Source organism: Halomonas sp. Ps84H-12, from assembly GCF_024124725.1.
In the GTDB taxonomy this organism is placed as follows: Bacteria; Pseudomonadota; Gammaproteobacteria; order Pseudomonadales; family Halomonadaceae; genus Vreelandella; species Vreelandella aquamarina.
Map to the genome: position 1 here is coordinate 25312 of NZ_JAMXSJ010000019.1, position 16295 is coordinate 41606.

A 16295-nucleotide genomic window follows, 5' to 3' on the forward strand; every position below is an offset into this window, starting at 1 on the left:
GTGGCGGCGTGTGCAGGCGCCCAGGTAATGCAGCGGCAAAGCGGTCATTATCGGCAATTGGCGCGCAGTTTCAAAGCCGTATTCCCTTTAGGATAGGACTTGCGTTGGATACGAGCTCTGGCGGCTAGGCCAGGGTTTGTGGGTCGATGTCAATCGACCAGCGCACTTTTCGCGCCTCGCGGTTAGCTTCTAGCCACTGCACCAGCCAGTTAGCGGCGGCGTGGCGGTGGCTACGTTTGTCAGCAGTGATCATGACATGAATGTGGTAGCGGTTTTGGCGACGCTCCATGGGGGCGGGCACGGGCCCCAGGCAGCGTACCGGCACATTGGCGTCCTTCAACCACTGGCGTAGCGCCTGGGCGGCCTGCTGGGCCAGCGCTAGGGCGGCGTGCTCTTGGGGGCTTTCGACACGTAGTAGGGCCATAAAGCTGAACGGTGGCAGTTTGGCAATGCGGCGCTCTTCCAGCAGGTTGCGGGCCAGCGCGCCGTAGCCATGTTCGGCCAGCTGGCCTAGGTGTGGGTCATCCGGGTGGAGAGTTTGCACCAGCACCCGGCCAGGGTGGGCGGCGCGGCCTGCGCGCCCCGCTACTTGCTCCAATAGCTGTGCGCTGTGCTCTAGGGCGCGAAAATCCGCCGCGTAGAGGCCGCCATCGGCGTTGACCACCACCACCAAGGTGACGTGGGGCAGGTGGTGGCCTTTGGCGAGCATTTGAGTACCCACCAGCAGGCAGGGCTCGCCGCGCTGAATCTCTTTGAGCACCTGCTCGAAGCTCTCTTTTTTGCGCGTGCTGTCGCGGTCAATGCGGTGAACAGTGGTGTCAGGGAACAGCCCTTGTAGCGTCTCCTCGGTGCGCTCCGTGCCGCTACCCAGCGCACGTAAATCGCCGCTGCCGCACTCTGGGCAGGCATCCGGCAGGGCACGGCGGCTGTCGCAGTGGTGGCAGGCCAGCAGCGGTGGCTGGCGGTGTAGCGTCATACGCGCATCGCACTGGCCACATTCGGCCATCCAGCCGCAGCTATGGCAGGCTAGGCTCGGCGCAAAGCCGCGCCGGTTGATGAAAATGAGCGCCTGCTTGCCCGCCGCGAGGGTGCTTTTGATGGCTTTGATGGCCCCCGGCAACAGCCCGCCTTGGCGACGTTGATGACGCAGGTCGATTAGCTCTAACTTAGCGGGCGGGTGACGGCTGGGCCGCTGAGTTAGCCGCAGGTGTCGATAAGCGCCCGTAAGCGCCTTCTGCAGGCTTTCAAACGAGGGCGTCGCGCTGCCCAGTAATAGGGGAATGCCGTGGTAGTGCGCCCTGGCAACAGCAAGGTCCCGTGCGTGGTAGCGCAGCCCGTCGTGCTGTTTATAGGAGCCGTCGTGCTCTTCATCGACGATGATCGCGCCGGGGTTTGCCAGCGGGGTGAAAATGGCCGAACGGGTGCCGATAATCACCAGTGCGCGGCCGTTGGCGGCGGCTTCCCATACATCTAAGCGCTCTGGGTCGGTAAGCCCGGAGTGCAGCGCCACCACCGGCACGCGAAAACGGCTTTTGAACCGCGCTAGCGTTTGTGGTGTGAGGCCAATTTCGGGCACGAGCACCAGGGACTGCTTTCCTTTGGCAGCGAGCGCTTCGATGAGCTGTAGGTAAATCTCGGTTTTGCCGCTACCGGTCACGCCTTCCAATAAACAGGGGTGGTAGCCGTCGAGTTTTTCATGCAGCACGGATAGCGCAGTGGCCTGCTCACGGTTGAGCGGCAGCGACGGGGAGGCGAGTAAGCTTCCGCCGGTGGGTTGAGCGGCGGTGAGAGTGATCTCTTGGGGCTGTATAAAGCCCTTCTTTTGCAGCGCCAATAGCTGCTCCCGGGTGAAGCCGTGGGCGCTCACGGCGCGGCCCGGCAGCCCGTGAGGGTGCTGGCGAAGAAGCGCATAAAGCTCCGCCTGTTTAGGCGCGCGTGCCAGCGCTGTTTCATCGTTGGGTAGCGGAAGCCACAAGGTTTGGGTGCGCCCTGCCATAGGGTGGCCCTGGCGTAGCCTGGCGGGCATAGCGTGCTGCATGGTATCGCCCAGGCTGTGCTGGTAGTAACGCGCTGCAAACTGGCACAGCCACTGCCAGTCGCTAGGTAATGGGGCCTCATCCAGCGCTTCACCGATGGCCCGCAGCTGCGAGCGCGGTAAATCGCTGCCGGAAGCCAAGGACACCACCACTCCGACGACATCGCGGCGGCCAAACGGCACCCTTACCCGCAGCCCAGGCTGCCAGCCACAGGCGGGAGCCCTCGGTGCGGGTAAGTAGTCAAACAGGCGTCTTAGCGGCGACGGTAACGCGACCTTGAGCACCTGAAAGGCGCCCTTAGGCAGCCCAGGTGACGATGGCTGGGCAGAAACAGAATCGGACAATTGGCCTCCGGCGATTAGTTTGCTAAAATGCGCGGCCGCTCTGAATCTATCGGATGGAGCGGTTAACCGGTTAGCAGTTTTTTCAAACCCGTATGCGGTGCCTGGCAACGGATCAGGTGGCGGCATATAGCTTATGAGGCTCAAGATGAAACAAGGTATCCACCCGAATTACAACACGGTCACCGCCAACTGTTCTTGCGGTGCAAGCTTCCAGGTCGGTTCTACCTCTGGTCAGGACTTTTCTCTGGACGTATGCTCCAACTGCCACCCGTTCTACACCGGTAAGCAGAAGCAAGCGACCACTGGTGGCCGCGTAGAGCGCTTCAACAAGCGTTTCGGCGCTGCTATCAAGCGCGGCTAATCCTAGCGGATTTAGCCTATCGCAGGCACGCATTGTGCTCTGTGCAAAAGCCCACGCCACGGCGTGGGCTTTTTGTCCCTAAGGGGCTACCCTTTTTATTAGCGCTCTTTTATTAGCGTTCCTACTGCCTGAATGTGTTGCCACTTGCTTTACGGCACGTTGATTAACGTGCTGCCCTCCTAGCGCGGTTCTTTTTCTACTTACTTGGCCATCTTTTCCACAGGGTGTTTTGACAACCAGGTGTGGATAACTATGCGTTGCTCTTATTGGAATTTATTTCCAAAAATACTGCACTGCATCAATAAGGAAACCTTTATAGTTGATTGCTGGATGTATAAGTTGCAGCAAATAACGTGGAAAAGTTCCGAAATGGAAGGGAATTTGGCTAAAACGATCGTTTCGTAGGTAAGTTTACTACGTGCTTGAGGCGCCTAGGTTTTTTCTATATTCTGATACAACTTTTCTACTTTAGGCTGATGAGACCTTTACTATGACGGATGCAAATAAGCAGGCAGCTTTGGATTATCACGCTAAGCCGATCCCCGGTAAGCTTTCCGTGGAGTTGACCAAGCCCACCGCGACAGCTCGGGATTTGGCGCTAGCGTATAGCCCAGGCGTTGCTGAGCCGGTTCGCGAAATCGCTCGCGAAGCGGAAAATGCGTACCGTTATACCGGCAAAGGTAATCTGGTCGCGGTTATTTCGGACGGCAGTGCGATTCTTGGCCTAGGCAACCTTGGCCCGCTGGCTAGTAAGCCGGTGATGGAAGGTAAAGGCGTGCTGTTCAAGTGCTTTGCGGGCATTAACTCCGTTGATATCGAAGTAGACGCTGAAAGCCCGCAGGCGTTTATCGACACCGTTGCCCGCATTGCCGACACCTGGGGTGGTATTAACCTGGAAGATATCAAAGCGCCTGAGTGCTTTGAGATCGAAAAGGCGTTAGTTGAACGCTGCAACATCCCTGTATTCCACGATGACCAGCACGGCACGGCAATTGTGACCGCTGCGGGCATGCTCAACGCGCTGGATATCGCGGGCAAGCGGATTGAAGACGTGAAAATCGTCTGCATGGGCGCAGGGGCGGCTGCTATTGCTTGTATGCGTCTGCTGATCTCCTGCGGTGCTAAGAAAGAGAACTTAGTGATGCTGGATCGTCGTGGCGTCATTCACACTGAGCGTGACGGCATCAACGAGTACAAAGCGGAGTTCGCCCGCGATACCGACATGCGCACGCTGGACGATGCCATCGACGGCGCGGACGTGTTCATCGGCCTTTCTGGCCCGGGCCTGCTCTCTGCGGATCAGGTGAAGAAAATGGCCGCTGACCCGGTGATTTTCGCCTGCACCAACCCCGACCCGGAAATTCACCCGGACGTAGCCCGCGAAGCGCGCCCGGATGTGATCATGGCCACCGGCCGTTCGGACTTCCCGAACCAGGTGAACAACGTGCTGGGCTTCCCGTTCATCTTCCGCGGCGCGCTGGATGTTCGCGCCACGCGTATCAACGAAGCCATGAAGCTGGCGGCGGTGCATGCACTGAAAGACCTGGCCCGCGAGCCGGTTCCCCAGGAAGTGCTGAACGCCTACGAGCGTACCGAGATGAGCTTCGGGCGTGATTACATCATCCCCACGCCGGTGGATATCCGTCTGCTGGCGCGCGTGTCATCTGCAGTGGCCCAGGCAGCGGTCGACTCTGGCGTGGCCCGCAAGCCGTACCCGGCTCACTACCCGCTGAAAACCATTAATGACGTGTATGGTGGGTAATTAACAAGGCCACTTAGGTCAGGGCAGCCCGTAACGGGGGGCTTTCGCCATGGCCGAAAAATGCTCCCTGCAATTTCGGCATTTCCACCATCCATGGCGGTCAGATGGCGAAAGTAGCGCCCAAGGACGGGTTTACAGCGCCCCCCGTCTAGGGTTGTGCTGACCGGTATTTTACAACGCCCGCACACTGCGGGCGTTGCTGTTTTTAGAGGTGTTTAGAGCAGAGGTTCAAGACTGCGGATAGCGCACCAACCCCTCCTGCGCCGTCGTGGCGACTAAACGCCCATCGCGGCGATAAATATGGCCCCTCGCCAAGCCCCGTGCGCCACCACTCCAGGGGGAGTCGATGGCGTACAGCAGCCACTCATCTAGCCGCGTATCTTCGTGCAACCAAATCGCATGGTCGAGACTGGCAATGCGCAGTTTCGGGTCGGTGTACTTGATGTCATGAGGAATCAGTCCGGTGGTCAGCAGGTTGAAATCTGACGCATAAGAGAGCAGATGACGATGCAGCGCCGGGTCGTCCGGCAGCGGTCCACCTGCAAAGCGGAACCACAGGCACTGGCCAGCCGGTGACGCGCTGTCCGGCTTATCCTTCAAGTGCAAAAACTCGATAGGGTGGCCAGGGAAGCGCGTGTGCTTGGCATCGCCGCTCTCGATGAGTGCTTCCGGCGTGGGCACTTCTGGCATGGCTCGCTGATGATTGATGCTCTCTTCAGCACTTTGGAAAGAGGCGCTGCAGAAGAAAATCGGTCGCCCTTTCTGAATAGCCGTCACCCGCCGGGTGGTAAAGCTGCCGCCGTCGCGAATGGTATCGACCTGATACACCACCGGGCGGTGCGGGTCGCCTGGGCGCAAAAAATAGCCGTGCTGGGAGTGCGGGCGGCGTTCATCCGGCACCGTGCGCGCCGCTGCGGCCAGTGCCTGGCCCAACACTTGGCCGCCATACAGTTGAGGAAAGCCCAAATCTTGGCTTTGGCCGCGAAAGAGCGTCTCTTCAAGGGTTTCAAGCTCTAACAAGTTGACCAGTGACTTCAGCGCGTCGTTCATTCTCTGTATCCTTGGTGCTGTCTGTTTTCCCGCCGATGATTGCAAGTATACCCAGTGCGGCCATCACGCTATTAAAACGATCGTTTTGCTACCTTAGCGGAGTTTGCCTTGTTACGCAGCGATGAATTTTACATGCACCGTGCTATGGACCAAGCGCACCTGGCGTTTACCGCCGGGGAAGTGCCGGTGGGCGCGGTGGTGGTGGATACCCAGGGGGAGATTATTGGTGCTGGCCACAATGCACCGCTGGCAAGCTGCGACCCCAGCGGCCACGCCGAGGTGCGTGCGCTACGCGAGGCGGGGCAGCGGCTGGGCAACTACCGTTTAGAGGGCTGTACGCTGTTTGTCACCCTAGAGCCCTGCATGATGTGCGCAGGCACTATGGTGCATGCGCGCATTGCCCGTTTGGTATACGGCGCGCCCGAGCCACGCACGGGCATGGTGGAGTCAAAGGCCAACCTGCTTGCTCAGCCCTGGTTTAATCATCAGATAGAGATTACGGGCGGCGTGCTAGCAGTGCCGGCCAAAAGGCTGCTCAAGCAGTTTTTCGCTGAAAAACGTTAGCGCGCGATTACTGCTCAACCGGCGGAATAATATCGAACAGCAATAATGGTTCTTCGCTGGCTGGCGTTTGCTCTAGCTGGAAAAACTGCTGTCGGCTGCGTTCCACATACTTAATCATCTCGTAGTAGCGGCGGATGTTGCGCACATAGATGACCGGCTCGCCGCCACGGGCATAGCCGTGGCGGGTTTGGCTATGCCACTCTCGTTCCTGTAAGAGCGGGAGCGCCGCACGAACGTCCTGCCAGCGATCCGGATCGCCGCCGCGCATCTCGGCAATCTTACGCGCATCGTAAAGGTGGCCAAGGCCTACATTGTAGGCTGCCATGGCCATGTAGAGCCGGTCATCCCCGGTAATGCTGTCTGGAAGCCGGTCTTTAATACTGCGCAGGTAGCGCGCGCCGCCATCAATACTCTGTGCAGCATCGGTGCGGTCGGCTACGCCCATTTCGCTGGCCGTGGGGTTGGTCAGCATCATCAGGCCGCGAACCCCGGTGGGGGATACAGCGGTCGGGTCCCAGTGCGACTCTTGATACCCGACGGCGGCCAGTAGCTTCCAATCAAAGCCGGTATCGCGGGCCGCTTGCTTGAATAGCTCGGTGTAGTTGGGCAGACGTTCGTCAAGGTGGGCGAGAAACGTTCGAGTGCCCACGTACTCAAGATAGTCATCGTGGCCAAAATAGCGACTTACCAACTGCTCCAGGGTGCCGTTCTCTTGCAGCTCCTGGAGAAATTGATTGGCGGCTTCTAATAATCCAAGTCCGCGGCCGCTGGGAACCGCCCAGGCCAGAGAGAGCGGCTCGCCTAAAAAGAAGCCGCGTTCGACGTTAGGGAAAAACAGCCGGTTCAAACGAAACTGATGATCAAAAATAATCGCCGCATCCAGGGTGCCGCTCTCTACCCGCGCCAGTAGTTCGGCCACTTCAAGCTCGTGAGACTCTTTCCAAGTAAGGCTGGGGTAGTCACGCTGCAGTGATAGCAGTGCCTGACTGGTGCCCGCTTCGCTTAGCGTGCCAAGTTCCAGGTCGACAAGATCTGCCGGTTCATCAATGCCGTTGAGCCCGCGGCGATACACCACCAGCGGCTGCATCTGAATGATGGAGCGGGTGTAGTGAATGCCTGGTGAATCCGCCAGCAGGGGGAGGGCCGCGGCACCTAAGTCGCCCTGCTCGCGCACGGCGGGGAGCACGCTCTCCGGGTGGTGGCTTGCGTTCAGGTTGAGGCTGACCCCCAGGTAGTCCGCAAAGCGGTGCATCAACTCATACTCAAAGCCAGTCGGCCCCTGGCGGCCTTCGTAATAGGTGGTAGGTGTGTTGCGAGTGTGAATAGTGATGAACTCTTTTGCATTAATTTGCGCTAAATGTTCACCGCTTGGTACCGACGAACTGTGCGGCACCAAAATAAGCAAAAGTGTCGCGATCATCGCGAAATACGCCCGGTAATAGGCGATAAAGTGTTGGTAAATCAATGTCGGCATGATGTCTTGTCAACATGGAACAGTCTGCCACGATACCCAGCCTGATAGACGCTGTCACCTTGTTGATTTCGTGTGGCCGTCGCTTTCCAGTATCATAGTGGGATTGCCGCTTTGCGGCCCGGTGATTTCCTGCTCGAACTCTCCCTGCTTTAGAGGCTCCCAGATATGCTCGAACTGCGAGGCGCACCCGCCCTTTCTGCCTTCCGCCATGAACGGCTGTTAACGGTGTTGCGTGACCGTGTTCCGGAGGTGGAGGCACTGTCTGCCCATTACGTCCACTTCATTGACCACCACGAAGAGCTCGATCATGCCGCCGAGGCGCGGTTGGCGAAACTGCTGGAGTACGGCAGCCGAGACAGCCAAGAGATTCCCGACAACGCCCAGCGCTTTTTGGTCGTCCCGCGTTTAGGCACCCAGTCACCGTGGTCCTCTAAAGCAACCGACATTGCCCACAACTGCGGGCTTAGCCAGATCAGCCGCATTGAACGCGGCATTGATTACCGCGTAGAGCTGCGCGGCGCACCCAGCACAGAACAGCTGGAAGCGATTAGCGCGCTGCTGCATGACCGCATGACCGAACACGTACTGGCCGACGTAGCAGAGGCGGGCAAACTGTTTGCCCACCACTCGCCTGCGCCCCTTGGCAGCGTGGATATTCTGGAAGGCGGTCGCGACGCTCTTGCCACGGCTAACCGCGAACTTGGCCTTGCGCTGGCAGACGATGAGATCGACTACCTGGTAGCCGCCTTTATCGAGCTAGGCCGCAACCCCAGCGATGTTGAGCTGATGATGTTCGCCCAGGCGAACTCTGAGCACTGCCGCCACAAAATCTTCAATGCAGATTGGGTCATCGATGGCGAAGCCCAGAGCCACTCGCTGTTTAAGATGATCAAGAACACCTTCGCCACGTCACCGGATAACGTGCTCTCTGCGTACAGCGATAACGCGGCGGTGATCAAAGGCAGCCACGGTGGACGTTTCTTCCCCACGCCGCTCACCGGTGCCGAAGGCGAGCGCGCCAGCTACAATGCCCACCAAGAGCCGATCCACATTCTGATGAAGGTGGAGACCCACAACCACCCCACGGCCATTGCGCCGTTCCCCGGTGCGGCCACCGGCTCTGGCGGTGAGATTCGCGACGAAGGCGCGACCGGCATCGGCGGCAAGCCGAAAGCAGGTTTGTCCGGCTTTACCGTCTCTAACCTGCGCATTCCTGAATTTGTTCAGCCCTGGGAAGCCTTCGACTACGGCAAGCCCGAGCGCATGCAGTCCGCGCTCAATATCATGCTGGACGGCCCGATTGGCGGTGCCGCGTTCAATAACGAGTTTGGCCGCCCCAACCTGACCGGCTACTTCCGCACCTACGAGCAGGATGCGCTAAGCGAAGACGGCATCGAGCGTCGCGGCTACCACAAGCCGATCATGATTGCCGGTGGGTACGGCAACATTCGTGCCCAGCACGTCCAGAAGGGCGAGATTCCGGTCGGCGGCAAGCTGATCGTCATGGGCGGCCCGGCGATGCTGATCGGTCTGGGCGGTGGTGCGGCCTCCAGCATGGCCTCCGGTGAGTCCAGCGCGGACCTGGACTTCGCCTCTGTGCAGCGGGAAAACCCGGAAATTGAGCGCCGTGCCCAAGAAGTCATCGATCGCTGCTGGGCGCTGGGTGAGAAAAACCCGATTCGCTTCATTCACGACGTAGGCGCGGGCGGGCTGTCTAACGCCCTGCCGGAGCTGGTAAAAGACGGCAACCGTGGCGGTCTGTTCGACCTGCGTGCGGTACCCAATGCCGAGCCAGGAATGAGCCCGCTGGAAATCTGGTGTAACGAAGCCCAGGAGCGCTATGTACTGGCAGTGGCACCTGAAGACTTGGATACCTTCGACGCGCTGTGCAAGCGCGAGCGTTGCCCCTACGCGGTAGTGGGCGAAGCCCAGGCGGAGCACCACCTGGAAGTGCGCGACGGCCACTTCGAAACCAAACCGGTCGATCTGCCCATGAGCGTGCTGTTTGGCAAGCCGCCGAAGATGACCCGTTCGTTTGAGCGCCAAACCCCTGAACTTTCCGGCGTGATGCTCGACAACCTGGACCTGCGCGAAGCCATGGACCGGGTGCTGCGCCTGCCCACGGTGGCCTCGAAAAGCTTTTTGATCACCATCGGCGACCGTTCCATCACTGGCCAAGTTGCCCGTGATCAGATGGTAGGCCCCTGGCAAGTGCCGGTGGCCGACGTCGCGGTGACCACCGCCAGCTTCGATACCCATGCCGGTGAAGCCATGGCCATGGGCGAGCGCCCGCCGGTGGCGCTGATTAATCCTGCCGCCAGCGCGCGCTTAGCGGTGGCAGAAGCCATTACCAACCTCGCTGCTGCGCCGATTGCCAAGCTGTCGGATATCAAGCTCTCCGCCAACTGGATGAGCGCCGCCGACCACCCCGGCGAAAACCAGGCGCTGTACGACGCCGTGCATGCCGTGGGCATGGAGCTGTGCCCGGCGCTGGGGATTGCCGTGCCGGTGGGCAAGGACTCGATGTCCATGCGCACCGCGTGGCAAGAGGGCGATGACGCCGAAGAGAAGAGCATTACCTCGCCGCTGTCGCTGGTGGTGACAGGCTTTGCACCGGTGACCGACGCGCTGGCGACGCTGACGCCGCAGATCAACCTGGAGCAGGATGAGTCTGATCTGATTTTGATCGACCTGGGTAATGGCCAGAATCGCCTTGGCGGCTCGGCGCTGGCGCAGGTCTATGGCCAAGTGGGCGATGAGTGCCCCGATGTGGACGACCCGGAAGATCTGAAAGCGTTTTTCGAAGTGATCCAAGGTCTGAATCGCGACGGTAAGCTGCTGGCTTACCACGACCGCAGCGACGGTGGCCTGTTGGTGACGCTGCTGGAGATGGCTTTTGCCGCGCACGCCGGTCTCGAAATCAAGCTCGACTGGCTGATCGATGAGCCGGTAGAAGCCTTCAACGCGCTGTTCTCTGAAGAGCTGGGGGCGGTGATCCAGGTAAGCCGTGAACACACCGAAGAGGTGCTGACGCAGTTCGCCATGGCCGGTATCGAAACCTGCGGCGTGATTGCTCGCCCGCGTTACGACGACCAAGTGCGTGTAACGCTGTTCGAAGAGCCGCTGCTGGAAACCACTCGTCAGCTAACCCAGCGTACCTGGTCCGAGACCAGCTACCGCATGCAGGCGCTACGGGATAACCCGGAATGTGCGAAGAACGAGTTCGACAACCTGCTCGACGTTCGCGACCCGGGCCTCAGCGCCGCACCGACTTTCGATATCAACGACGATATCAGCGCGCCGTATATCAACACCACCAAGCCGGCGGTGGCCGTGCTGCGCGAGCAGGGCGTCAACGGTCAGGTAGAGATGGCCTGGGCCTTCCACAAAGCGGGCTTCGATGCGGTGGACGTGCACATGAGCGACATCCTGGAAGGCCGTGTCTCCCTGGAGGAGTTCAAAGGCTTAGTGGCCTGTGGCGGCTTCTCCTACGGCGATGTGCTGGGTGCAGGCGGCGGCTGGGCGAAGTCAGTGCTATTCAACGAACGCGCCCGCGAGCAGTTTGAAGCCTTCTTCAACCGCGACGACAGCTTCTCGTTGGGTGTATGTAACGGCTGCCAGATGCTCTCGCAGCTCAAAACGCTGATTCCCGGTGCGGAAAACTGGCCGGCTTTCGTGCGCAATGAGTCCGAGCAGTTCGAGGCCCGCGTTTCCATGGTTCGGGTCGAGAAGAGCCCCTCGATTCTGCTGGCGGGTATGGAAGGCTCCAAGCTGCCCATCGCTGTGGCCCACGGGGAAGGCCGCGCCGAGTTCCGCGATACGGCGCACCTGCGCAGCATGCAGTCGAGCAGCCAAATTGCCCTGCGCTATATCGATAACTACGGCCAAGTCACTACGCGCTACCCGGCCAACCCCAACGGCTCGCCGTCGGGCATTACCGGCCTGACTACGCCGGATGGCCGCGTGACGATCATGATGCCGCACCCCGAGCGGGTGACCCGCGCGGTCACCAACTCCTGGCGTCCGGCGGAGTGGACCGAAGATGGTGCATGGCTGCGCCTGTTCCGCAATGCGCGGGTATGGCTGGGCTAACGTCATGTGATCAACCCGATAGGTGATGGATGACACATCCTGAAAAGGCGGCCTCCGGGCCGCCTTTCTTGGCTAACGGGGCAGCGCCTTCGCTGCGCCCCTACCAAACCGAGGCGGTCAAGCGGGTAGTCAGCCACTTTCGCGCCACCAGCGCCCCCGCCGTAGTGGTGCTGCCCACCGGCAGCGGCAAGTCGCTGGTGATCGCTGAACTGGCGAGGCTGGCCCGTGGGCGGGTGCTGGTGTTGGCCCACGTGCGCGAGCTGGTGGAGCAGAACCACGCCAAGTACCAAGCCTACGGTTTGGAGGCGGATATCTTTAGCGCCGGGTTAAAGCGCAAAGAGGCTAGCCGCCAAGTGGCGTTTGGCTCGGTGCAGTCGGTGGTGCGTAACCTGGAGCAGTTCAACGACGCCAGCTTTACTCTGCTGGTAATCGACGAGTGCCATCGGGTATCGCTGGAGGAGGACTCCAGCTATCGCCAAGTAATTGAGCACCTGCGGAGCCAGAACCCGCAGCTAAAAATCCTCGGCCTAACCGCCACCCCGTTTCGTTTGGGGCAGGGTTTTATCTACCACCGCCACCACCACGGGATGGTGCGCGGTTCAGAAGAGAGCTTTTTTGCCGACTGCGTGTTCGAGCAGCCGCTGCGCCTAATGGTCAAGCAAGGCTTTTTGGCCGCGCCCAAGCGGCTGGATATGGCCATTGAGGGGTACGACTTCTCGGCGCTTGCGCCCTCGTCCAGTGGTCTGTTTCGGGAGGAGGAACTCAACCGGGTGGTGGCGGGCAACCGGGCGACACCGGGCATCATTGCCCAAGTGGTGGAGTACGCTGCCGACCGCCAGGGGGTGATGATTTTCGCCGCGACGGTGGCCCACGCCGAAGAGATCATGGGCTATTTGCCCGCCGAACAGGCCGCGCTGATTACCGGTGCGACGGCCTCGGCCGAGCGCACCGCGTTGATCGATGCGTTTAAAGCGCGCCAGCTGAAGTATTTGGTCAACGTGGCGGTACTGACTACTGGCTTCGATGCCCCCCACGTCGATTTGATCGCGATTCTGCGGCCCACCGAGTCGGTCAGCCTGTATCAGCAGATCGTGGGGCGTGGGCTGCGCCTCTCGCCGGGCAAAGAAGAGTGCTTGATTCTCGACTATGCGGGCAACCCGTGGGACCTCTACGCCCCGGAAGTAGGCGAGCCCAAGCCGGATAGCGATAGCGAACCGGTGCAGGTGCCCTGCCCAGACTGCGGTCACGCGAACCTGTTTTGGGGCAAGCGCGACGGCGAGCTGGTGATTGAACACTTTGGCCGCCGCTGCCAGGGGCTGATTGAGGATGACGCAGGGCGCCGCCGCCAGTGCGAGTTTCGCTTTCGCTTCAAAGTATGCGACGAGTGCGGCGCTGAGAACGATATTGCCGCCCGCCGCTGTCATGGCTGCGAGAAGCTGCTGGTGGACGCCGACGACAAGCTCAAGGATGCGCTGAAGCTAAAAGATGCCAAGGTGCTGCGCGTCAGCGGCATGCAGTTAGAGGCGACCACCAATGGTCGTGGCCTGCCGCGCCTAAAAGCCACCTACCACGATGAAGATGGCGAAAGTCTGAGCGAATGGTTTGCCTTAGAAACCCCGGCCCAGCGCCGCGCGTTTTATGCCGTATTTTTGCGTGCTCACCTACGCGCGCCAGGCGGCCAATGGCAACCGACGACGCCTGATGAGGTCGTCAACGAGCAGCGCCGATTGCGCCACCCGGATTTTGTAGTGGGGCGAAAGGTAGGCCGGCACTTTCAAATCCGCGATAAGCTGTTTGATTATCAAGGGCGCTATCGTAAAGCCGCCGATGCTGGCTAGATGCCGCGCTGAAAGCACGCTGTTACACTGCTGTTTTCCCACTCATCAATGAAGGATTCGACCCGCGTGAGCGAGACGCCAAGCGCAGCGCCAGACCAAGACCAAGACGTGGCGGAATCTACTGCCGAGCCGGTGGTGGAGGCGCTTGGGCGTCTGTTTGATGAGCCCATCATGCAGCTGCCGGAAGACCTCTATATTCCCCCCGAGGCGCTGCGGGTTTTTCTGGAAGCCTTCGAAGGGCCGCTGGATCTGTTGCTTTATTTAATTCGGCGCCAGAACTTGGATATTCTGACCATCAACGTGGCCACCATCACCCACCAGTACATTGAGTACGTGGAGCTGATGAAAGCCATGGAGATCGAGCTGGCGGGTGAGTACCTGCTAATGGCTGCCATGCTGGCGGAGATTAAATCCCGGACGCTGCTGCCGCGCCCGCCGAAAGCGGAGGGCGAGGAGGAGGACCCCCGTGCCGAGCTGATTCGCCGCCTGCAGGAGTACGAGCGCCTAAAAGAGGCCGCCGAGGCGCTGGATACGCTGCCCCGCGTCGGCCGGGACTGGTTCAGCGTACAGGCGGGCTTACCGCCGTTGGAAACGCGGGTGATCCATCCCGATGTGGAGCTGGATGAGCTGCTGGGAGCGCTGTCCGATATTCTCAAACGCGCTGAGCTGGCCCAGGCCCACCAGATCAGCCGGGAAGTGCTCTCCACCCGCGAGCGAATGCTGAAAATCATGGAGCGGCTCAGCCAGGATGGCGAGGGCGGCCGTTATACGCCGTTTGAAGCGCTGTTTACCCTGGAAGAGGGGCGTGCCGGTGTGGTCGTGACCTTTATGGCCATTCTAGAGCTTGCCAAAGAGGCCATGATTGAGATTGTTCAAAATGCACCGCTGTCGCCCATTCATGTGCGTGCCCGCCAAGCGGCACTGGTCGATGGGGAAGAGGACGCATTCGAGCGTTTGGAAGAGGAGCAGGACGATGCCGCCTCAGCATTCGAAGAGTCCGCGTTTGAACCTGACGAGGAGTCGCGGTGAGAGACACCACGTTAGATGACATTATTGAAGCGGCGCTGCTAGCAGCGGGTGAACCGCTGCCGGTTGAGCGCCTGGAAACACTATTTTTGGCCGACGAGTGCCCTTCCCGCAAAGCGTTGAGGGAAGCGCTGTCACGGCTAGCGCTGCGCCACGATAACGGCGCGCTGGAACTGGTCGAGACTGCCTCGGGCTTTCAGCTACGTATTCGTCCACGCTTGGCTCACTGGGTCTCGCGGCTGTGGGACGAGCGGCCCCAGCGCTATTCGCGAGCGTTGCTGGAAACCCTTGCGCTGATCGCTTACCGCCAGCCGGTGACTCGGGGCGATATCGAAGATGTGCGGGGCGTGAGCGTCAGCAGTTCGATCATTCGCACGCTGATGGAGCGCGGCTGGATACGCGTGGTAGGTCACCGGGATGTGCCGGGTCGCCCGGCGGTCTATGCCACCACGCGCAGTTTTCTGGATGACTTCGGTTTGAAAACCCTGGATGCGCTGCCGCCCATGCATACGCTGGTCAACGGCGACGACCCCGAAGCGCTTTCTCTAGAGAAGGCATCAACCGAACAAAACCCGCCGCCAGCACTGGACGAAACGCCTGAAAGCGTGCAGGATGCGCCACCCCAGCAAGATGAGAACACGTCGGCAGCGAGTGCCGACCACCACGCCGAGACGGCGTTAACCCAGCCGCTGAGCTTTGCCGATTTAGAGGCACGGCTGGCGGCACGTGCAAAGCGTCAACACGAACACGCTAGCACGCAGACCAACGATGTGAGGTCAGACGACCATGAGTCAGAGTAACACCACCACGCCCCCCTCCAGCGAAAAGCTGCAGAAAGTCCTCGCCCGTGCGGGCCTTGGCTCCCGTCGTGAAATGGAAACCGCCATTGCCGACGGCCGAGTGAAGGTGAATAGCCAGGTCGCCAAACTGGGCGACCGAGTGGAAGCGCGGGATAAGGTCAGCTTTGATGACCGCCCGGTGACGCTGCGTCCGGAAGAGGAAGTGCCGCGTCGGGTCATTATGTACAACAAGCCAGAAGGCGAGCTGTGCACCCGTAAAGACCCGGAAGGCCGTCGCACGGTCTTTGAGCGCCTACCGCGCCTGAAAGGCGAGCGCTGGATTGCCATTGGCCGCTTGGACATCAACACCAGCGGCTTGCTGCTGTTCACCACCGACGGTGAACTTGCCAACCGCTTGATGCACCCCTCTACCCAAGTAGAGCGTGAGTACGCGGTGCGGGTCATGGGCGACGTCAAGCGTGAGCATATCGTCGCCATGGTCGACGGCGTCATGCTAGAAGATGGCCCAGCGCGCTTTACCGACGTGCAGGAGTTTGGTGGCGAAGGCATTAACACTTGGTTCCACGTGGTGATTCTGGAAGGCCGCAACCGTGAAGTGCGCCGCCTGTGGGAGTCCCAGGGGCTTACCGTTAGTCGCCTGAAGCGTGTGCGCTACGGCAACATCTTCCTCGACAAGCGGGCGAAAGCCGGTGAGTGGGTCGAGCTCTCTCAGGATGAGGTGGATGACTTAGCGACGCTGGCCAACCTGGAAACCCGCAAAGTGCCTGAGCTGACGCCAGATGAGAAGAACCGCTGGAGCCGCGACAAGCATAAGCGTCGTCCGGTGCAGGCGATGCGCAAGCCGAAACCCAAGCGCGGTTAAGCTAGGCGCGGTTCAAGCAGTGCGCTCTGCACGGGGTAAGGCTTTTTGGCACCGTGCAGAGCAGTAGATATAGACGAAAGATAAAA

The 16295-nt window shown here is 60.3% G+C and carries 11 protein-coding genes; 8 read left to right on the plus strand and 3 right to left on the minus strand.

Features of this window, described 5'->3' with window-relative positions:
* Window positions 1-124 precede the first annotated feature (124 nt).
* Window positions 125-2506 carry a primosomal protein N' gene (locus tag NH344_RS10620; protein WP_253027893.1) on the minus strand — a complete coding sequence of 794 codons (2382 nt, stop codon included), beginning with the start codon at window positions 2504-2506 and terminating at the stop codon, window positions 125-127.
* Between the two features lie 19 nt (window positions 2507-2525).
* Here NH344_RS10620 and rpmE point away from each other — a divergent pair, with 19 nt between their 5' ends.
* Together rpmE and NH344_RS10630 are read left to right on the plus strand one after the other, a co-directional pair.
* Complete coding sequence (gene rpmE, locus NH344_RS10625; protein WP_044630499.1) at window positions 2526-2741, plus strand: 50S ribosomal protein L31; 216 nt, start codon at window positions 2526-2528, stop codon at window positions 2739-2741.
* 490 nt (window positions 2742-3231) lie between these two features.
* Complete coding sequence (locus tag NH344_RS10630) at window positions 3232-4503, plus strand: malic enzyme-like NAD(P)-binding protein (RefSeq protein ID WP_044628749.1); 1272 nt, start codon at window positions 3232-3234, stop codon at window positions 4501-4503.
* A 228-nt stretch (window positions 4504-4731) separates the two neighbouring features.
* Here the strand turns inward: NH344_RS10630 and NH344_RS10635 are convergent, their stop codons facing one another.
* Window positions 4732-5553 (minus strand): acyl-CoA thioesterase II, encoded by an 822-nt coding sequence (locus tag NH344_RS10635; protein ID WP_044628748.1) that lies wholly within the window; start codon window positions 5551-5553, stop codon window positions 4732-4734.
* A gap of 108 nt (window positions 5554-5661) precedes the next feature.
* Here NH344_RS10635 and tadA point away from each other — a divergent pair, with 108 nt between their 5' ends.
* Window positions 5662-6117 (plus strand): tRNA adenosine(34) deaminase TadA, encoded by a 456-nt coding sequence (gene tadA / locus NH344_RS10640; RefSeq protein ID WP_212715288.1) that lies wholly within the window; start codon window positions 5662-5664, stop codon window positions 6115-6117.
* 7 nt (window positions 6118-6124) lie between these two features.
* Here the strand turns inward: tadA and mltF are convergent, their stop codons facing one another.
* On the minus strand, window positions 6125-7591 hold the full coding sequence (mltF, locus tag NH344_RS10645; protein WP_058577134.1) for a membrane-bound lytic murein transglycosylase MltF: 1467 nt from the start codon (window positions 7589-7591) through the stop codon (window positions 6125-6127).
* 165 nt (window positions 7592-7756) lie between these two features.
* Here mltF and purL point away from each other — a divergent pair, with 165 nt between their 5' ends.
* The 5 genes from purL to rluB all read left to right on the plus strand — a co-directional run bounded on the left by purL (window position 7757) and on the right by rluB (window position 16209).
* Window positions 7757-11683 carry a phosphoribosylformylglycinamidine synthase gene (gene purL / locus NH344_RS10650; protein ID WP_253027894.1) on the plus strand — a complete coding sequence of 1309 codons (3927 nt, stop codon included), beginning with the start codon at window positions 7757-7759 and terminating at the stop codon, window positions 11681-11683.
* A gap of 29 nt (window positions 11684-11712) precedes the next feature.
* Window positions 11713-13521, plus strand: coding sequence for a DEAD/DEAH box helicase (locus NH344_RS10655; RefSeq protein WP_253027895.1), 1809 nt, complete (start codon window positions 11713-11715; stop codon window positions 13519-13521).
* A gap of 66 nt (window positions 13522-13587) precedes the next feature.
* Window positions 13588-14550 carry a segregation/condensation protein A gene (locus NH344_RS10660; RefSeq protein WP_137093271.1) on the plus strand — a complete coding sequence of 321 codons (963 nt, stop codon included), beginning with the start codon at window positions 13588-13590 and terminating at the stop codon, window positions 14548-14550.
* Complete coding sequence (gene scpB, locus NH344_RS10665; RefSeq protein ID WP_172416491.1) at window positions 14547-15347, plus strand: SMC-Scp complex subunit ScpB; 801 nt, start codon at window positions 14547-14549, stop codon at window positions 15345-15347. Before NH344_RS10660 ends, scpB begins: the two co-directional genes overlap by 4 nt.
* A complete protein-coding gene (rluB, locus tag NH344_RS10670; RefSeq protein ID WP_137093275.1) occupies window positions 15334-16209 on the plus strand; it encodes a 23S rRNA pseudouridine(2605) synthase RluB in 876 nt (291 codons plus the stop codon). The genes scpB and rluB overlap by 14 nt, the downstream gene beginning before the upstream one ends.
* Window positions 16210-16295 lie beyond the last annotated feature (86 nt).

Coding starts and splice junctions, on each gene's coding strand:
- NH344_RS10620 (WP_253027893.1), bottom strand. CDS start 2,506: ATGCCGCCACCTGATCCGTTGCCAGGCACCGCATACGGGTTTGAAAAA.
- rpmE (WP_044630499.1), top strand. CDS start 2,526: ATGAAACAAGGTATCCACCCGAATTACAACACGGTCACCGCCAACTGT.
- NH344_RS10630 (WP_044628749.1), top strand. CDS start 3,232: ATGACGGATGCAAATAAGCAGGCAGCTTTGGATTATCACGCTAAGCCG.
- NH344_RS10635 (WP_044628748.1), bottom strand. CDS start 5,553: ATGAACGACGCGCTGAAGTCACTGGTCAACTTGTTAGAGCTTGAAACC.
- mltF (WP_058577134.1), bottom strand. CDS start 7,591: ATGCCGACATTGATTTACCAACACTTTATCGCCTATTACCGGGCGTAT.
- purL (WP_253027894.1), top strand. CDS start 7,757: ATGCTCGAACTGCGAGGCGCACCCGCCCTTTCTGCCTTCCGCCATGAA.
- NH344_RS10655 (WP_253027895.1), top strand. CDS start 11,713: ATGACACATCCTGAAAAGGCGGCCTCCGGGCCGCCTTTCTTGGCTAAC.
- rluB (WP_137093275.1), top strand. CDS start 15,334: ATGAGTCAGAGTAACACCACCACGCCCCCCTCCAGCGAAAAGCTGCAG.